Origin of the sequence: Metabacillus sp. Hm71 (assembly GCF_051842955.2) — a bacterium.
GTDB lineage: Bacteria > Bacillota > Bacilli > Bacillales > Bacillaceae > Metabacillus.
Genome location: NZ_CM200278.1, coordinates 950625 through 970489, shown reverse-complemented (window position 1 = coordinate 970489; position 19865 = coordinate 950625). Strand labels below are relative to the sequence as shown.

The window sequence follows — 19865 nt, the reverse complement described above, 5'->3', positions numbered from 1 at the left end:
TAAACAACCAAAAAACGAGCTTGCTTCCAAGCTCGCTTTCCGCTAATTCACCTCATTCAAATGCTTTAAAACAACCGTCCCAAGACAATCAATAAACTCCTGCTTTGCATTTGGCATTTCCGGACGATAATAGTGAGCGCCTAGCTCATCTGTCACAACCTTGCACTCATAATCATTGTCATAGAGTACTTCTAGGTGATCTGCGACAAAGCCGACAGGAATATAAACAAATGTTTTGTATCCTTCTTTATATAAATCCCTAGTCAAATCCTGGACATCTGGTCCTAACCATGGCTCCGGCGTATTTCCGGCACTTTGCCAGCCAATGACATAATTCTTTACGCCTGCTGCTTCTGCAATTAAGTCAGCCGTTTCCTGTAACTGCTGTGGGTATGGGTCGCCATGTGCCGTGATTTTTTCCGGAAGACTATGTGCAGACACAATGAGTACAGCAGCTTCTCTTTCCTCAGCTGACATGCTTTCATATGTACCTTTTACACGATCAGCCCAGTAGGTAATGAATTTTGGCTCTGTATACCAGCTTTCAACAGACGTTATGTTGACGCCATGCTTGTCTGCCTCTTCTTTTGCCCGTCCATTATATGACTTGACACTGAAGGTTGAGAAATGAGGAGCTAATACGATGCTTACCGCTTCCGTAATCCCGTCTTCATGCATTTGCTGAACAGCATCCTCGATAAATGGTTCAATATGCTTTAAGCCAATATAGAGCTTAAATTCAATCTCATCCTGTACACGATTTAAGTGCTCCTCCAGCTTTTCACCTTGCTCCACCGTAATTTTGGCCAATGGAGAGATTCCGCCGATTGCTTCATATCTTTCTTTTAAATCCTGAAGCATTTCCGGAGCAGGCTTACGGCCATGTCGGATATGTGTATAGTAACGTTCAATATCTTCTTCTTTGTATGGGGTCCCATATGCCATGACTAATAACCCCATTTTTTTCTTAGTCAAAATGATTCACCTCTAGTTCATTTCTAAATTTCTCGTTGTTCTTTATTAAAAAAGCAGATTAAGCGTTCACTTTTACTTTTCTTGAATAATCGTGAATAAAAGTAGTCAACTTCTTCAGATTTTCCGGATTTACCTCAGGAAATACACCGTGTCCAAGATTAAAGATATAACCATCAGTTTGCATTCCTTGGTCCAAAATTTGCTTTGCTCTTTCTTCAATAACTTCCCATGGAGAGAGCAAAATTGCAGGATCAAGATTTCCTTGGAGTGTTTTTGTTAGTCCCATCGAACGAGCTTCCTGGATCTGAAGTCTCCAGTCAAGACCAACAACATCCAAAGGTAGATCATGCCATTCTTTGGCTAAATGACTTGCTCCGACACCGAACATGATTAATGGAACATTCTCTGATTTAAGCTCACTAAAAATCCGTTCCATCGTTGGCTTAATATAATAGCGATAATCTGCCACATTAAGGGCGCCAACCCATGAGTCAAAAATTTGAATCGCTTTTGCCCCTGCTTTAATTTGCGCCTTTACATAGGTAACGCTCATGTCAGCAAGCTTATCCATTAAAGCGAACCATGCCTTCGGTTCTGCATACATAAATGCTTTTGTCTTGTTATAATTTCTAGAAGGACCTCCCTCGATCATATAGCTGGCCAGTGTAAAGGGTGCTCCCGTAAATCCGATTAACGGTACCTCAAGCTGTTCTTGAGTAAGCAGCTTAATCGTCTCTAATACATAGGCAACATCTGTTTCAGGATCAATTTCCCCTAGCTTTTCAACATCACTAAGAGAACGAATAGGGTTATCAATGACCGGCCCGATTCCTGACTTTATTTCAACATTCACGCCGATTGCCGGGAGTGGAGTCATTATATCTTTATAAAGAATTGCAGCATCAACATCATACTGTTCCACAGGCAATCTTGTTACATATGCACATAATTCAGGCTGATGTGTGATTTCAAAAAGGCTGTATTTTTCTTTTATTGCACGGTATTCAGGCTGTGATCGCCCAGCTTGTCTCATATACCAAACCGGAACATAGTCCGTTTTTTCACCGCGACAAGCTTTTAAAAACGTATCATTTATTTTTTTTTCAGCCATCCAAAAAGCCACCTTTCTATCCTAAGAAGGGAAATCCCTTTTATTAAATAATAATAATTATAATCTGATATTAATTCTACATTAAAATCTCAACACTTACAACTATAACGTTTTCAAACCATGTTGTATAGTTATGATGAGGAAATGTCGAAAAAAAGTCGAATTACGAATTATACTTCTACAAAAGAAAACCCATCTTAACGATGATCACCCGTTAGATGGATGTTTCTCTTCAAAAGGTAAGAAAATTATAACCTAGTTTTTTGTGTCTAGCTCCAGCGCCTAACCCCGAAGCACAGGACGTGCAAGTGCAGTCAGTGCGACAGGACGTCGCGTTTTTGACTGCCTCTAGGATATAGTCACTCATGAATTCAAGGCAAAGAACGCCTTCTATTCATGAGCGTCTTATTTGCCCTAGGCTGATCAAGGCGCTTACGCTTTTCTTATTTATTTGAACCAAATAAGCTTGGTTTCGAGAATTCAACTGCGACCCCTTCTTCCCTGGTTTGGACATTAAATGGGGCAACCTTATACGTGCTTTCTGAAAAGACATTTACATACGGAATTTCATAAAATCCTTTACCTGTAACGGTTCCGACAAGCTTTTGTCCACTTTCAGATTGTTCATATATTCGGTATTCCACTCGCTCATCCTGTTGTGCTTCCCATTGAAGTGTTAACGTGATTAATCCAAGCGGTTTAAACGTGTATCTTGCATCTACTCTATCGATTTCCTTGAGGCGGATTGGACTTTCTAAATCATTCACACCTTCTGGAACCTTAAATGCCACGTTTTGTTCCCACTTTGCCTCAGTTAAAATATCCTTAAACAATTTAGTAGGGTAGGAGCTTCCATGTTTTAAATAATGAGTTTTATCGGTCTTATCATATCCCATCCAAATAGCGCCAACGACATTTTCGGTAAAACCAACAAACCAAGCATCCTTCGCCGCTCCCTCAACCCCTGGGAATGAAGTCGTCCCTGTTTTCCCAGCAAGTTCACCTTGAAACGCGCCATGCTTTGCTGTTCCTTCACTCACGACATGCTGAAGCATTCTCGTCATATCCCAGGCCGTTTGCGGAGAATAAACCCGCTCCGCCTCTTGTTTGTTTTCAGCAATGACTTCTCCCTTGCGATCCGATATTTTTTCGATAAGATGATGTTCACTGTAGTTTCCATTCGTTGTGAACGTGCGATAGGCATTTGCCATCTGAATAGGTGTTACCCCTTTTGAGAGTCCTCCCAAGGCGATAGCTAATCCATTATCCTTAAAGGAAATCCCTACCTTTTGTAAATACTTCTTACTGTTCTCAATTCCTAATTCAGATAATGTCCAGACGGCTGCCGCATTTTTAGACGAAATAATGGCATCAAACATGGTTACCTTTCCAGCATATTGGTTATCATAATTTTCCGGTAGGTAATCTCCATATTTTAGCTTTTCATCCTTTAATAACGAATAAGGATGAAACAAGTCTGATTCAATCGATGGGGCATAAACCGCAATCGGTTTAAATGTTGAACCCGGCTGTCGCATCACATTCAATCGATTTAACCCCTTTGGCACGTAATCCCGTCCGCCAATAGCTGCCAAAACGCCTCCTGTTTTATTATCAATTAAAATAAATGCACCTTGTGCATGTTCATCTGTTCCCGGAAAGTACTCTTTCTTTTGGAACAATTCATAAGCAGACTTTTGAAGCTCTTCCTGAAGGGAAACAGTAATCGTATATCCTCCTCTTAATAACTCCTCATTAGAAAGAGCATACTTTTCTTTTGCTTCATCAAATACCATATCAATATAGGTTGATATCCACGGGCTCTCCTGTTTTTTGTTTACTTTTAATTTCACTGTTTTTCCTTGTGTTCTAACAACCTCTTCGTATGAAATATAGTTTTGATCACCCATTAAGCTTAAAATAACATTTCGGCGTTCTCTGCTCTTTTCAGCATTGTCGATTGGCGAGTATGTTGACGGTGCTTTCGGTATCCCTGCTAAAAGGGCCCCTTCCTCAAGAGTCAGCTCTGAAACATCCTTATTAAAATAAAACTTTGCTGCAGATTTAATTCCATAAGCACCGTGCCCAAAATAAACTTGGTTTAAATACATTTCCAGTAATTTTGCTTTGCTGTATCGCTTTTCCAGATTTATAGCGATAATCGCTTCCTTTGTTTTCCGAAGCAGTGTTTTGTCATTTGTCAAAAAGATATTTTTCGCCAGCTGCTGGGTAATCGTGCTGCCTCCTTCAACTTTGCTGCCAGCAAGGATATCCTTATATAAGGCCCTGCCTATCGCTCTCATGTCAATGCCATAATGCTCATAAAACCGTTGGTCTTCAACTGAAATAAATGCCTGCTGCACATGATCCGGCACTTCAGAAATGTCAACAAGCTCCCGATTCTCAATATAGAGCTTTGTTATTTCTTTTCCTTCTATGTCAACGAGCTTAGAAGCTGTGTTCATAACTAATTTCTCATCATCTATTACGTAATTCCCCATAAAAATAATAAATATATAGCCTAAAAACGAGAAAGCAACAGTAATTATTAGTATCAGACACGATAAAAGAAGTTTCTTTTTCATATGCTCACCCCTTATTTCTTTTAGTATTGTTAAAAATAGGCAGGTATATGTGTGAACACAATAAATTTTGGGAAAAGGTGAATAGTAACTGGTATACTAAAATGACCATTTAGCATAATGAACAATGAGGTGATGAGAGATGAAGCTTTACATAACCTATGGTACGGTTGATTACTTAGCCAAGCTGGTGAAGAAACACACCGATAAAAAATTAAGGCTTATGACTAACAATCAAACCGCTGTTTTATTTCATGAAACGGATGGTAAAACGATCTTTAATGTTCCCAAAAAATATGACATCCTTTATTCATCAGGGGATTTGGCGAACGGAGCATATGCTCTCGTGAATAATATCCCTGTTTCATCTGAAGCTAGACCGTTATTCGAAAAAACCTTTCAAGACGAGTCACTAAAAATGGAAAAACAAACCGGCATCTCAGCCATTCGTATATTGCGACCTTTAAAAAGTGATACTTACATTATTTTAACATTATGGGAAAGTGAACAGTACTCTAAGGCATGGCAGGGGTCGACCTCTTTTGATACGATTCTCAAAAAAACGGGCTCAAACGGAGGATTAGGTCAGCCCCTTGCAAATCCTGCATATGTTGCGAAATACTATTCTGTTGATTTGGATGAATAATAATAATGATGGCTGTGTTGCAATAGGAGATGATTGGAAGAAGTCTTCAGGAGTAAAAGATAAATTTTATACTCGGATTCATGAACTAAACTTTGGGATAGAAACACTGACAATGGGATTCTTGGGAATTGAACCACGAATTGTTGGGATTGAACCACAAACTTCATTAAATGAACCACAATTCGTGGGATTGAATCACAAATTTCGATATTTGAACCACTGACAGCGGGATTACCTTCTTTTCTTGGTCCAACCCACGATTAGACAACTTATGCACTTCTGACAATATTTCCTTGGAAATGACAACTTCTTTCTACATGGCTTATGCATGAAATTTTCTTGCCCCACTCACATTCTCTTTCACTCATTCATACAGTATTAAGAACCTATTATAGGCATTTTCCCTACAGGAGTGATAGAAATGGAAATAGATCTTACACTCATTCATTGGATCTACTTAACATTTATTCTTGCAATCGTTGGCTTTATGCTCTTTCGCCGTGATACGACGATTATTTGTATAGTTGGTATACTCTCACTTGCTGCTGCATCGACATTTTCTGTTAGTGATTCTATTAGCAGTCTTTTTAATAGTTTTATCTTTGCCATCACCGAATTATTGCCTACGATTCTTGTTATCTCCATTATTGTTGCAATGAGTAAAATATTAACGATATCAGGCATAAATGAAGTGATGATCTCTCCCTTCTCAAAAGTCATAAAAAATCCGACCACTGCATACTGGACAATTGGGATTTTAATGATGATGATTTCGTTTTTCTTCTGGCCATCACCAGCAGTTGCCTTAATTGGAGCTGTCCTGCTGCCAGTTGCTATCAGAGCAGGCTTGCCGGCGCTAGGCGTTGCGATTTCAATGAATTTATTCGGTCATGGTATCGCTCTTTCAGGTGATTTCATCATCCAAGCTGCAGCAAAGCTGACGGCAGATGCTGCAGGCTTGCCAGTTGGGGATGTCATTCAAGCAAGTATTCCTCTTGTGATTACAATGGGAGTTGTTACAACCATTTCTGCTTATTTTCTCTTAATGAGAGATATTAAGTTAAAAAAACCCTTTCCAACAGTATCAACCCCATCGCCTATTCAGGACTCATCTGATAAACAATTATCAACAGCAGCTAAAAAAATCCTAGCTTTGTTGATACCGATTATTTTTCTAATTGATGTTATCCTCATGTTCACTTTAAACCTTCAAGGCGGAGATGCAACTGCTTTAATCGGTGGAACTGCATTGCTCATTTTAATTGTGACAACTTGTCTGACCCACAAAAAACGCGGTCTCGAAGAAACCACAAACTACTTGATCCAAGGATTTCAGTTTGGATTTCGTGTATTCGGTCCAGTTATACCCATCGCTGCGTTTTTTTACTTAGGGGATGCTGGATTTTATTCCATCATTGGAGAATATTTACCGAAGAGCTCAGAAGGAATTATTAACGATCTCGGTGTTGCCCTTGCCAATGTCGTACCTCTTACACCAGAGGTCGCAACCATTACGTTAACTGGTGTCGGAGTTTTAACAGGACTTGATGGATCGGGCTTCTCAGGTATTTCCCTTGCAGGCTCGATTGCACAATTGTTTTCAACGGCTATTGGGGTTAGTGCGGCAACCTTAACAGCTTTAGGTCAAGTAACAGGAATTTGGGTAGGAGGAGGAACGTTAATTCCGTGGGCATTAATTCCAGCGGCAGCAATCTGCGGTGTTGACCCCTTTGAATTGGCAAGAAAAAATCTAATACCCGTTTCAATTGGGCTTGTTGTGACAACTTTTGTTGCGATGTTTTTAATATAGAAGAAAAATCTAACAATGTCTTTAAAGAGACTTTGTTAGATTTTTTTATTTTGCCTGATAAAAACCATTACGTAATAAAAATTGCTCCATATCCCATAGCCCCAACAATAACAAGGGCAGGGTGCACCTTCCACTTTTCTAATAATAAAAAACTGATGACGATTAGAAAAAGTGTCTGCCAAATACCAGTATCAATGTAGGCTGTAGAAAAAAAGCTAAATGCCATAACCCCAAGTAATACAGCAATTGTCGGTCTAATATAAGTAGTCATTCTTTTGACTTTAGGAGAATCTTTATATTTATATAAAAATCCTAATAATACGATCATTAAGATTAACGATGGGGCAACAGTCGCAAACATGCCTACAAAGCTTCCTAGGATACCACCTTGCTGATAGCCAATATAGCCAGCCATCTTTGTCGCGATTGGACCAGGAAGAGCATTGCCTAATGCAAGCACCTCGCTAAATTCGTTTACACTCATCCAACCGTAGCGATCTACAACCTCATTTTCAATTAATGGAATGGAAGCTGGGCCGCCTCCATACCCTAGTATTCCCGGAATAAAAAAGGCAAGGAAGATTTCCCAATAAATCATGAAGCATTCCCCCTCTCAACAGTACGATCTGATTCAGGATTTTTATCTTTTTTAAAGATGGCTGCAAGTAAAAGGCCGCCAATCAAAATGGCTGGATGTAACCCTATAACCTCCAATAACAAGAAACTGCCGACTAAAAATAGAATTGATTTTAGCCATCCCAAGGATTCTTTAGATTTCGCAAAAAATTCCCATGTTAAGGTTGCAAGCATAACGCCAACTACAGGAACGACCGCAACAGTCATCCCCTGAACCCAAGGATAGTCTTTAACAGAAGAAATAGTCGTTAGCAGAACGATCATTAAGATAATTGTTGGTAAAATAGTCGACAAGGTTGCATTAATAAGCCCTAATATTCCTGCTACTCTATAACCGATATAACCAGCCATTTTAGTAGCAATTGGACCCGGCAATGTGTTGCCTAATGCCAAAACATCGGCAAATTCATCATCATTCATCCATTTATAATGATCCACTACTTCTTTATGTACAAGCGGTATAGAGGATGGACCTCCGCCATAGCCCAAAATCCCAACACGGAAAAACGCTAAAAATAATTGAAGATGTTTCATATGATCTTCCTTTGCAAATTATTTTTTCTGCTTACATTAAATCATGACTTATCTTCCCCGAAAGCATTTTTTCTTTTTACCTTCTATACGATAAACTTTATGATGAATAATTTATTTTATGTCATTTTATATCCGATTGTTAATCTATATTGAAATATAACCTAACAAACGGAAGTTGTTTTACTCTTTTACAATTATAGAGTAAAAATTCACTTGTTTCTATAAATTCTTAAATATTTTTCAAAAAAAAGAGGTTAAGCTCATTTCCCCTTTTCTCAAGGGCATAATGAGAGTAACCTTCTCGAATAGCCATTCTATAATTTCAAGCCGCTTCGACTCTTAAAGCGTCGAAGCAAAATATGGCTCTCTACTCTTGTAATTCCTTCAAGTGCATACAGCTCATTATTGATAAACTTTTCTAACGCACCAAAGTCATCTACTAACACATGCATATGCAGTGTACTTGGACCAGTCATTTGATAACAGCTGGATACACAAGGATTATCTGCTAACGTTTCTGCAACCGATACTAAGGATCCAGGCTCACAATCTACTTCAAAAAAGGCAGAAACATTCTTTCCCATTTTTTCGGAATTAATCACGACGCTGAATTTTTCAATGACTTCATTTTTTATTAATTGGTTTACACGTTCGCGAACAGATACTCTGGACAAATCCAGTTCTTTCCCTATATCAGAATACGACATTCTTCCATTAACTGTTAGTAACTCAAGAATTCTCCTATCAATGTTATCGATCTTCACATTATACCCATCCTTTAGCATTATTTAGTATGAGTATAATATTAACAGACATTGGATGAAAGCCTTTAAGACGAAAGAAAGTTTATACCTAAAATCATTCAACCAGATTTTTAGGAAGTCAATTTATCTTCCAATAGCAGCTCCGTCACTTCTTGGATCAACTCCGCCATGCAGAAAGCCTTGATCATCAACCATTATCGCATTTGCATGCCCCATAATTCCATCAAATTCACCTACCCTTTTAACGAGATGCCCCGCTGCCATTAATTGCTCAATAACAGCTAAAGGTACGCGGCCTTCAATTTTGAGCTCTTGTGTAGCTTCTCCCCAGGTTCTGCCCCATACAAATCGAGGTTCACTAATAGCCTGTTGTGGATCCATACCATAATCGATCATTCTGGTTACCATAACGGTTTGTGTTTGCGGCTGTCCTTCACCACCTTGGGTACCGTAGAGAATCCGAGGTCGTCCATCTTTAAACGCCATCGCAGGCATTAGTGTATGGAAGGTTCTTTTTCTTGGCTCCAAACGATTGACATGTGAAGAATCAAGCGAAAAGAATGAACCCCTGTTCTGCATAATAATTCCAGTATCTCCTGCAACTACTCCTGATCCGAATTCAAAGTAAAGACTTTGTATAAAGGAAACAGCATTCCCCTCCTCATCTATAACTGCAGCATGAGCGGTATCACTGCCAACCGATTGTGTTTGAATATGCCTTGCTCGATCAAATTGAATTGAGCGTGCCATTTTTTGTGCATAAGATTTACTCAGTAATTTATCTAATGGAATAGAGTGAAAGTCCGGGTCAGTTAAATAATGATTGCGATCCTGAAAACATCTTTTTAATGTTTCTACTAATAAATGATAATATTCATATGAGCCTTCTAAAATCGAAGAAAAGTCATAGTTTTCAAGGATATTTAGGGCCATTAGACCTGTAAAGCCTTGTGAATTAGGCGGTGCTTGATACATTTGGCAGCCTCGATATGTAGTTGATATCGGCTCAGTCCATACTCCCTTATGTTCAGCAAAATCAGCTTCAGTAAGCAATCCGCCTTTTTCTTTTAAACGATGGATGATTCGCTTTCCTAACTCGCCTTTATAAAAGCTCTCCCTGCCGTTTCTGGCAATCTCCTTCAATGTGTCGGCTAAATCAGCTTGGATAAATCTCTCATTTACATTTGGCACCTTGTGATCAGGAAGAAAAATAGCTGCTGCATCGTCATCTCTTTGCAGCATCTCAATACATTTCACCGTATTCTCATGCTGATCCTTTGAAAAAGGAAAGCCTGTTCTTGCATACTCGATAGCCGGTTCTAGTACTTCTACTAATGATAACCTTCCATACTCCTTCAGGATTGCATCCCAGCTATCAACCATTCCCGGTACGGTTATGACACTTTCAATCCCGCGGGTCGGAATGGAGCTTTTCCCCTTGTATACATCACGTGTTACGTTAAATCCTGACCTGCCGCTTCCATTATAAGCACGGATCCTTTTATCCTTAGTACTATATGTCAGCCAAAAGGAGTCACCTCCAAGCCCGGTCATATGCGGATATACCACCGCAAGGCAGGCACTAACCGCTACTGCTGCATCAAAAGCATTTCCCCCTTTTTGAAGAATCGTATTTCCAGCCTGTGATGCAAGATAATGAGGGCTTACAACCATTGTCTTGCTCCCTACAATTGTTTTACTCACCCTGCTTTACCCTCCTCAGCTAATTTTCCTACCTTGACAGTTGATGAAGAATCAATTGTTGGTTTAATTTGCTTATCTGTAAAGATAAACAGAATCCCTCCTACGATTAAGAGCACTCCTGATAAATAAAAGCCGAATTCAAGACTTCCCGTTTGATCAGCAAAATACCCGGTAATGTAAGGAGCAAAAATAGAAGATAGCATGCCGCTAAAGTTAAAAAATCCATAAACTCTCGAATACATGGAAGAAGGGGTAATATCAGCCATATACGAAATTAAAACCGGATCAAGCGCTAATTTTCCAAGTAATCCATAAAGAACTAAACCTATAAGAAGCAAGGAATAGTTTTCAATATAAGGAATGGCAAATTGACATAATGCCCCCGCCAACGCCAATAAAATAATTAAAGGCTTTTTGCTTTTTATTTTGTCTGATAAAATTCCAAAGATGATGGCACCAGGAATTGAAGCCCATGGCACTAAAGATGCAATGATGCCAGTTTGTGAAGCATCCACTCCTCGGGCGGTTTGTAAATAGTAAGGAAGCCAAGTCAGCATCCCAAAAAATCCATATAAAGAACAAAAGATTAATAGATACACAAAAAGATGATTTTTTGTAAATAATAGCTTCATATTGCCTTTTTCTTGTATTGCCTTCTCTTGCTTTTGCTCTTTATGGTGATTGTCTTTAACAAATATTCCTATTAAAATCGCCACAATAATTGTCGGTACAGCAAATACATAAAAAGGAAATTGCCAGCCTTTATTTAATGTATATGTAAAATAACTAGATGCAATAAATCCGAGCGAGATCCCAAACGCCATTCCGCTGTTAATCAAAGCCGATACAAGTCCCCGATATTTTTTAGGTGTTATGCTCGATGATATTCCATACTGGGAACCATAATACGTTCCTTCTCCTAAGCCTGTTAAAGCTCTCATCAATAAAAAAATAGCAAAGCTGGCGGCTAAACCGCTCAAATAGGTTGCAACACCAAATAACACATACCCGGCAACTAACACTTTTACCCTTCCAAACTTATCAGCTAAAAACCCTGTAGGTATTTGCATAAGGGCATAAGCAGCAAAAAATACAGTTGACATTAAACCTAACTGAGCTTTATCAAGTTCCCATTCTTCTCCGATGCTGCCCATAACCGGAGAAAGGATGTTGCGATCAGCATACATAAATACCCAACCTAAAAAAAAGAGAAAAATAACAAATGCCGGATGTGTCTTTTTCATTAAAAATCCTCCTCCTATTGTCTGAATATTGAGATCATTATAACAACATTCTTTTCAATAGAAGGGGTTCTTGTCACATATTCTCACCCAGTTTTTTAACGTTTTGAAATTAATCAATTAATTTTAGTTTCGTTTCGAAGGCTTTTAACGTTTTTTAATTCTCAAAACGAAACAGAGTAGCTCAACCACCGTTAATGCTATTTTTAAGCATGTTAGATTTCATCTTACACAATAAAAGGAACAACTATTACCATCAAAAAGTGGTCAAAAAATTGACCAAAATCTCTCAGAGGATTTTGGCCGACATGCTAATTTATTTTTTATTAAAATAATTTACCGACGAAACTTCTCAAGAAACCTTGTCGGATATTCACTCGGAAGCTTGCTAACTTCATCGAGTTTATTCCATTGCTCTTCTGTTAATCTCCAACCAACACTGCCCATATTTTCTTCGAATTGCTCAAGGCTGCTGGCACCAAAAATCGGTGAGGTGATTTCTTCTTTATTTAGCAGCCAATTTAATGCGACTTGAGCAGGGGTTTTGTCCAGTTCATGCGATGCTTCCTGAACGGCTTTTAAAATAGCAAAGTTCCTTTCCGTGGCTCTATATTCCCAGCTGGATTCACCGCCCCCATGGGAAAGTCTTCCGCTTTGAGGTTTTTCACCTTGCTTGTATTTCCCAGTTAAGAAACCTCCTCCAATTGGTGCCCACGGAATGACACCGACATTTTCTTCTTTGCACAAAGGGAGAACTTCCCTATCCATTTCACGACTAAGCAAACTATATTGTGGCTGTATGGAGATAAATCGAACAAGATTATGAAAATCACTATAAGATAAAGCCTTCATCATTTGCCACGCCAAAAAGTTTGAACACCCTATGTATCTTACTTTGCCAGAGCTGACAAGATCATCTAATGTTCTGATCGTTTCTTCAATAGGTGTGATATTATCCCAGACGTGAAGCTGATAAAGATCGATATAATCCGTGTTTAAACGCTTCAAACTTTGGTCGACACCTTCCATAATGCGACGGCGTGAATAGCCAAAATCATTCGGATGAGGGCCTACCCGCATTCTTACCTTTGTTGCCAGCACTACTTCGGAACGGCGATCTTTAATCGCCTTGCCGACAATCCGCTCAGATTCCCCGCCTACATAAACATCTGCTGTATCGATGAAATTTCCTCCCTTATCCAGGAAGCGATGAATCATCTCAATAGATTCAGATTCATTGACCTCCTTTCCTAAGGTCATGGCACCTAAACAAAGTTCTGATACTAATAAACCGCTTTTGCCCAATACTTTGTATTCCATTTGTCTCTCTCCTATCTCGTTTTCTAACTTTCAATATATTATTCGAGATAAGAATGTTTATTCCTTTAAATGAATAAAGGTGTTAAATTGTAAAATCTTTATTCTACTGAATTTACCCGTGCCACTGTATCAATTGTGCAATAATAAGAAATACAATGGCCAGCACAAGCCAGATTAAAAACAACGGCATGTAGAAACGGACCCATTTTTGCCAAGGAACACCAGCAAGTGCCAAAGTTGCCAAAAAGTATCCGGAAGTTGGGAATAATATATTTCCCAGACCATCACCAAATTGATAGGCTAATACAGCCGTCTGCCTTGTTACGCCAATTAAATCCGAAAGCGGCGCTAAAATTGGCATTGTCACCAGGGCTTGCCCGCTTCCAGAAGGAACTAAGAAGCTAAACAGCATTTGGACAAAGAACATTCCAATTGCGCTAAAAATAGCTGGAAATTCACCAACAGCTGCACCTAAGCTATTCACAATCGTATCCATCACCTGGCCATCTTCCAATACGACTGCAACCGCTCTGGCTACGCCAATAATAATGGCCCCAACCAACACCTCGCGGAAGCCTTCATTAAATCCTTCACAAATATTCGTTAGGCTTAATCCGGAAATTATTCCAACGACGATTCCCATCAAAATGAACAGTCCAGCCATCTCTAGCATAAACCATCCTTTTGCTAATACTCCATAAACGAGTAAAACAAAAAACCCAAAAAGGACAAGGAATGCAACTTTTTGACGCATTGTTGCACCTGGTTTATTTCCTTCCGATTTATTTAAATAAACGGTTCTCTTACTTACATCTTCCTCATATACCAGACTTGACTTTGGATTTCTTTTTATCTTTTGAGCGTAACGGACAATATAAAAGATTCCGACCAATACAAATACAACGAAAGCGATGAATCTCATCTCTATTCCCGAAAACACGGGAAGACCTGAAATCTTTTGTCCCAAGCCTGTATTTATTGGATTAAGAAACCCAGTCATAAATCCTGCAGTAGTTGCAACTAAAGCTACCGCAGCAGCAACCATTGAATCATAGCCCATAGCAATCATCAACGGTAAGATAACCGGAACATACACCAGACTTAATTCCTGTGTACCGATCAAACTGCAGACAGTGGCAAACACAACCATAAGCACGGGAATTAGTGTAATACTTCTGGTTGAAAACTTTCTTGTTAATCTGTCAACTCCTATTTCAATAAGCCCTGTATTTCGAATAACCGCAAAGATACCGCCAATAATAAATGTAAAAAACACAACCTCGCCAGCAGCAACCAAGCCCCTCGGTATAACTGTCATAAATTCAGTCAATCCAACAGGTGACCGTTCAACCCATTGAAATGAATCAGGATCAATTGTTGTCCTCCCCTCAGGACCAGGTATTCTTTCATATACTCCAGCAGGAACGAAATAAGTAGCGATAGCTGCAAGAGTAATAAACAAAAATAAAAGAACGTAAATATGCGGCAGTGTGAATCTCTTTTTAACTTTATTGGATTCCATTGGAATATCCAAAGCAGCCTTCTCCACTTTCTCTAACGTCATTCTTACTCCCCCTTTTTTGTTATAATAACTATCATGTAATGTTAATAAACATAACATTCAATTTATGACTAGTTTAACCGATCAATTTATAAGTTTCATTAGAAGATTTGTGAAATTTCATACAATTCCTTGTACAATTTAACTAAATGAATAAGGAATTATATAAAAACATTCACTTCAATGTTAATAAACCTCACATTCAATAGAGCTTTATTCTTTAAAAAAAAGGAATAAAAAAACTTCAGCACCTCGACCTTAATGGTCCAAGTACTGAAGTTTAGTGTCAAAACTCTATCCTCATTCATATTTACATAGCAGCATCTTGATTGATTTTTCTCCTTTCTAGCTTGCTATGTACGAATTTATCGATTGAAATGAATCCGATTAACATTAATCCCCCTGTTATAACCCCGCCAATCACATCGGTGAAAAAATGCTCTCCCTCAATTAACCTGCTAAATCCTATTAACAGAAGCAGAAGTGATGCACCTATAATAATCGGCTGCCTTGTTGTCTCATGTCTGCTGAATTTAACCAAGTAATAAGCAATCATTCCATATAATATCAGTCCCACCATAACATGGCCGCTTGGAAAAGTAAAGCCATCCTCCATATGCAGGACAAAAGACGGACGTTCCCTCCCGATTATCGCCTTTAATAGCTTGTTTCCAATATTCCCAAGAAGGACAGATAAAAACAAAAGCAATGGTGCAAGTATACTTTTTTTAAGTATTAGAAAAAGAAGCATGGCTAGAAATAGGACGGAAATAATACCTGCTGTTGATCCCAGCTTTCCAACCCAATTTATAAGAACAAAGAAAGGCTGATCATGAATACTGTATAGCCCCTTTCCAATCATTGTGTCGAACCTGTTGATAGCATTGGTTTTAATAACTAAGATAAGTCCAAATAAGGCAAATAACAACAATAATACTACATATAATTTTTTCACCATTATCCTCCAGTCGAATTAAATTCTTGAATTTTTTAAATTTTTTAACTACAATCAAGCTAATATAAATTCCTTACTTATTCTAATACATTTTGATATCGAGATATATGTTTTTATAAAGCTGTTAACAATTTTTATCTTTGAGGAGGAGGAATTATGCTAGATCAGTTATGGTCATCATTAGATGCCCATTATTCAGAAATGGTAGAGATTCGCCGGTTTTTACATATGCATCCAGAGCTCTCCTTTCAGGAAGTAAATACAGCCAGCTATATTGAGAATTACTATAAAAAGCTTGGTATCCCCGTTAGATCCAATGTAGGCGGAAACGGTGTTGTGGCAACCATCAAAGGAGATTTGCCGGGTCCCACCGTTGCATTACGAGCAGACTTTGATGCCCTTCCGATACAAGATGAAAAAGATGTTGACTATAAATCTACGGTTCCTGGGGTCATGCATGCATGTGGTCATGACGGCCATACCGCTACATTGCTTGTCTTAGCAATGGTGCTTCACAACAACAGACATCTAATAAACGGAAAGATTATTCTGATCCATCAGCATGCAGAGGAATATGCGCCAGGTGGAGCACTTTCGATGATCGAAGATGGCTGCTTGGAAGATGTTGATGTAATTTTTGGGACACATCTTTGGGCAACTGAGCCTGTTGGAAAAATCCAGTACCGGGTGGGACCGATCATGGCTGCAGCTGATCGATTTGAAATCACGGTCCATGGGAAAGGCGGTCATGGAGCGCAGCCACATAAAACAAAAGATGCCATCCTGATCGGCTCCCAAATCGTCACCAGCCTGCAGCAAATTGTCAGCCGCAAAATAGATCCTACTCATTCCGCAGTTGTGACCGTTGGTTCATTTGTAGCTGAAAATGCCTTTAATATCATTGCCAACTCTGCCAAACTAATCGGAACAGCACGTTCATTTGAGGAAGAGGTAAGAAAACAACTCGAACAAGAGATAGAGCAGGTGGTTAAAGGTACGTGTCTTATGAATGGAGCAGCATATGATTATCTGTATTATCGAGGCTACCCAGCTGTTGTAAACCATCAAGCTGAAACCGAATTTCTTAAAAACATAGCCGAAAAGGTCCCAGGTGTTTATGAGGTAGAAGAAAGCCCGCTGCAAATGGGCGGTGAAGATTTTGCCTATTATCTGCAGCATGTGAAGGGAACATTCTTTTTCACTGGAGCCATGCCGGCTAAAAAGGAAGCAGCTTATCCACATCACCATCCTAAATTCGATATTGATGAAAAGGCGCTTCTTATTGCCGCTAAAACATTATGTAAGGCGGCGATTCAGTATCAGCTTGATTCGGTGAGTGATCAGCCAATTTCAATTTAGAAAGGTTCAGACTAAAGGCGCTTTCCATTAAGGAAGCGCCTAAGAGTTTAATAATCTAGAAGATTAACGGTTTCATATATTCTGTTGATTATTTTCAATAGATAATGCCTTACCACTGCCATGATCTAACCTATTTACATGAGGAACTGTATCAGTGCCATGATTCACTGTCCCATTTGACCTTGATGCATAAGATTTGATTAACTCCGCTACATCAATACCAGTCATTTCCTTTAACGGCTCCTGCATATCTACCATTGTTCTCGTAATACTTTTGCCAAAGGAAGGCACCCCCTGGCCATTGCCTGAATCAATAATTTTAACAGATTCAATATTGTTAAGCGGCTGGGCAATCTTTTCTGCAAAAACTGGTAGCATTTCGATTAATTTTTCGGTGATAATCACCTCGCCATGCTTTTCCATCGCTTCAGCTAATAGCTTTCTTGCTTCAGCTTCGGCTTTCCCTCGTTCACGGATTACATCTGCTTCAGCAGAACCCTCCTCCCTGCGGATTTTTGCTTTTGCTTCACCGGCAATTTCCGCTTTTCGGGCTTCTGCTTCTGCTTTACGAGTTGTTTCATAGTATTCGGCATCCGCTTTTGTTTTTCGAACCTTGCTTTCTTCTTCCTCAAGCTTAACTGCACGTTCACGCTCTAAAAATTTTAGCGTTAATTCTTCTTCTTTTACTTCTTTTGCTAATTTTGCCTTTTCCAATTCATAGGATTGCTCTGATTTTGCCCGGGCACGTTCTGTTTCTTCTTTAAACGCGGCATCCTTAATATCCTTTTCTTTTTTCGATTCCGCGATTGCAATTTGGCGTTTGTATTCTTCCTCTTTCGCCTCTTGATCGGTTTGTGCACGGTGAATACGAGTTTCTCGCTCACTGTTAGCCTCAGCGATTTCCGCCAGTTTACGAACCTCAGCAATACGCGGTCTGCCCAGATTTTCCAAATAGCCATTCTCTTCATCTGCATCACGTAAGTCTGTTAGTCCTAATGAGGTTATCTTAAAGCCCATTAAGTCAAGCTGCTTTTGCGCTACCTCGGATACATCCTGATTAAATTTTTCCCGGTTGCTGTTAATATCTTCAACTGTCATCTTTGAAAGAATCGCACGCAAATTACTTCCGAGGACCTCAATAATTTCCGCTTCAATCTCTGATTGCTCCTTGCCTAAAAACTGCTCTGCATAGTTTGCGATACCGTTTAACGTATCAGCAACCTTTACCATTGCGACCGCATCTGCAACTATTGGGACACCGCCATTTGTGTAAACTCTTGGTGTGGATAGCTTTAATTGAAACGAAGTCAAATTAACAGGTGTAGATGTCTGAAAACGTCTAAGGCGATACCCGCCGCCACGAATGATTTTCATCGAGCGGCCTTCTTGATCGGTAAATATATTCGTTTCCTTCTCAGGATCTCCTAATCTTGGTCCTGTAATAATTAAAGCTTGGTTGGACTTTGCTGTACGGTAGCGATATTTTATCCAAAAGAAATAGCCAACTCCTGCAAGTGCAGCAACAATCAATATGGGAATTAAAAACATAAGTACTCCTATCGCATCTAACATCTTAAGCTTCCCCCTTCATTATATATATCTATATAACCCATGCATCTATTAATGCATGGAAATTGAACTTTTCCCTGTACGAGGTTGGTTAATCTTGCATATTGATCAATATATATTGTTATACGAATCGAAAAGGGAAAGGTTTCAAAATTGGGAAATTTCTACCTAACTCCTTCTTCCACATGTTAAATCTTAAAAGAAAGCGCAAAAAAACAGACTTTCATCCTTATATATATAATAGGGGTTTAGACTGCTATACATAGCTACTACCTGAGGAAAGGAGAAATCCATTGAACACGGATCAAGCATTTACCTTGTTAAAGGAAGCTGGGATAACGGATAATATTGAAACCTTTAAGCGGTGGCTCCGTGAGGGCAGAATAAAAGCAACTGGATTCACGGTAGATGATAAGGCCTTAATGCGTTTTATGAAGGAGCAAACTAAGCTGGATAAGGACGAGGTCATTCGCCAATTAAAAATAAAAATAAAAGCAAAGGATGAGGAAATTAAGGGCATAGAGGAATTACATGCAAGTTCAACAAGGATACTCATCCAGCAAAGAGATAAGCTATATAATGAAATTGGCTTATTGCAAATTGAAAGGAATCATTTAAAAAAGGAAACAATCAATTTATTAAAAGAAAATATTGAATTACGGGATGAGTTGATTGCATTAAAAGAAAAGTTCCATAACGGGGAAAAAGATGGGGATGCTACTCATTCCACCTCAATGTTGAGTGATTTTCGCCAAAAATTGAGCCTTTCAAAAAAAGCAGATGAAAAGGAGATATTTACAGCATTTAAAGAATTATTAAAAATAGCTCATCCAGACCATGGCGGCAATGAAAAAATCTTTCATTATATAAAACAAGAATATGACCAGTTTAGAAACTGGACCAAGTGATAAATACCGGGAATTGTCCTTTTGTGTGGCCATTCTATCGACTGTTTTTTGTCTATCTTATCGTGTTTTGTCCCTTTCGCAGCCTGCTACGGGACTTTTCCTCGTTTCTCTTACCTTATTTTGTCCTATAGAAGCAGTGATTTTTACACAAAATGCAAAAATCACTGCTTCATTTAATTTCTCCCAAATA

General features: G+C 39.0%; 16 protein-coding genes. 4 read left to right on the top strand and 12 right to left on the bottom strand.

Annotated features, from left to right (window positions below; genetic code table 11):
• Positions 1-42: 42 nt before the first annotated feature.
• The 3 genes from hemH to ACSVDH_RS04860 form a co-directional block, all read right to left on the bottom strand.
• Positions 43-975, bottom strand: a complete 933-nt coding sequence (gene hemH, locus ACSVDH_RS04870; RefSeq protein ID WP_439248658.1) for a ferrochelatase — start codon at positions 973-975, stop codon at positions 43-45.
• Positions 976-1033: 58 nt separating this feature from the next.
• The gene (gene hemE / locus ACSVDH_RS04865) at positions 1034-2086 is read right to left on the bottom strand and encodes a uroporphyrinogen decarboxylase (RefSeq protein ID WP_439248657.1); all 1053 of its coding nucleotides are present in this window, start codon (positions 2084-2086) and stop codon (positions 1034-1036) included.
• Positions 2087-2529: 443 nt separating this feature from the next.
• The gene (locus ACSVDH_RS04860; RefSeq protein ID WP_439248656.1) at positions 2530-4671 is read right to left on the bottom strand and encodes a transglycosylase domain-containing protein; all 2142 of its coding nucleotides are present in this window, start codon (positions 4669-4671) and stop codon (positions 2530-2532) included.
• A gap of 139 nt (positions 4672-4810) precedes the next feature.
• Between ACSVDH_RS04860 and ACSVDH_RS04855 the strand changes: the two genes are divergently transcribed.
• Together ACSVDH_RS04855 and ACSVDH_RS04850 are read left to right on the top strand one after the other, a co-directional pair.
• The gene (locus ACSVDH_RS04855; protein WP_439248655.1) at positions 4811-5314 is read left to right on the top strand and encodes an antibiotic biosynthesis monooxygenase family protein; all 504 of its coding nucleotides are present in this window, start codon (positions 4811-4813) and stop codon (positions 5312-5314) included.
• Between the two features lie 421 nt (positions 5315-5735).
• Positions 5736-7124 (top strand): hypothetical protein, encoded by a 1389-nt coding sequence (locus ACSVDH_RS04850; RefSeq protein WP_439248654.1) that lies wholly within the window; start codon positions 5736-5738, stop codon positions 7122-7124.
• Between the two features lie 67 nt (positions 7125-7191).
• Here the strand turns inward: ACSVDH_RS04850 and ACSVDH_RS04845 are convergent, their stop codons facing one another.
• From ACSVDH_RS04845 to ACSVDH_RS04810, 8 genes are all read right to left on the bottom strand, one after another.
• Positions 7192-7722 (bottom strand): chromate transporter, encoded by a 531-nt coding sequence (locus tag ACSVDH_RS04845; RefSeq protein WP_299091362.1) that lies wholly within the window; start codon positions 7720-7722, stop codon positions 7192-7194.
• The gene (locus ACSVDH_RS04840) at positions 7719-8294 is read right to left on the bottom strand and encodes a chromate transporter (RefSeq protein ID WP_439248653.1); all 576 of its coding nucleotides are present in this window, start codon (positions 8292-8294) and stop codon (positions 7719-7721) included. Before ACSVDH_RS04840 ends, ACSVDH_RS04845 begins: the two co-directional genes overlap by 4 nt.
• Positions 8295-8608: 314 nt before the next feature.
• Positions 8609-9058, bottom strand: a complete 450-nt coding sequence (locus ACSVDH_RS04835; RefSeq protein WP_299091367.1) for an Lrp/AsnC family transcriptional regulator — start codon at positions 9056-9058, stop codon at positions 8609-8611.
• A 123-nt stretch (positions 9059-9181) separates the two neighbouring features.
• Positions 9182-10762, bottom strand: coding sequence for a gamma-glutamyltransferase (gene ggt / locus ACSVDH_RS04830; protein WP_439248652.1), 1581 nt, complete (start codon positions 10760-10762; stop codon positions 9182-9184).
• A complete protein-coding gene (locus ACSVDH_RS04825) occupies positions 10759-12006 on the bottom strand; it encodes an MFS transporter (protein ID WP_439248651.1) in 1248 nt (415 codons plus the stop codon). The genes ggt and ACSVDH_RS04825 overlap by 4 nt, the downstream gene beginning before the upstream one ends.
• Before the next feature lie 333 nt (positions 12007-12339).
• Entirely contained in the window at positions 12340-13323 is a 984-nt protein-coding gene (locus ACSVDH_RS04820) for an aldo/keto reductase (protein WP_439248650.1), read from the bottom strand.
• Between the two features lie 112 nt (positions 13324-13435).
• Positions 13436-14887, bottom strand: a complete 1452-nt coding sequence (locus tag ACSVDH_RS04815; RefSeq protein ID WP_439248649.1) for a YfcC family protein — start codon at positions 14885-14887, stop codon at positions 13436-13438.
• Between the two features lie 307 nt (positions 14888-15194).
• Entirely contained in the window at positions 15195-15839 is a 645-nt protein-coding gene (locus ACSVDH_RS04810) for a phosphatase PAP2 family protein (RefSeq protein WP_439248648.1), read from the bottom strand.
• Between the two features lie 156 nt (positions 15840-15995).
• On the opposite strand from ACSVDH_RS04810, the gene ACSVDH_RS04805 reads away from it, so the two are divergent.
• Positions 15996-17198, top strand: coding sequence for a M20 family metallopeptidase (locus ACSVDH_RS04805; RefSeq protein ID WP_439248647.1), 1203 nt, complete (start codon positions 15996-15998; stop codon positions 17196-17198).
• 72 nt (positions 17199-17270) lie between these two features.
• On the opposite strand, the gene ACSVDH_RS04800 is transcribed toward ACSVDH_RS04805, so the two are convergent.
• Positions 17271-18770: a flotillin family protein gene (locus ACSVDH_RS04800; protein ID WP_439248646.1), complete on the bottom strand. Its 1500-nt coding sequence runs from the start codon at positions 18768-18770 to the stop codon at positions 17271-17273.
• Between the two features lie 290 nt (positions 18771-19060).
• Between ACSVDH_RS04800 and ACSVDH_RS04795 the strand changes: the two genes are divergently transcribed.
• Complete coding sequence (locus tag ACSVDH_RS04795; protein WP_439248645.1) at positions 19061-19675, top strand: hypothetical protein; 615 nt, start codon at positions 19061-19063, stop codon at positions 19673-19675.
• Positions 19676-19865 lie beyond the last annotated feature (190 nt).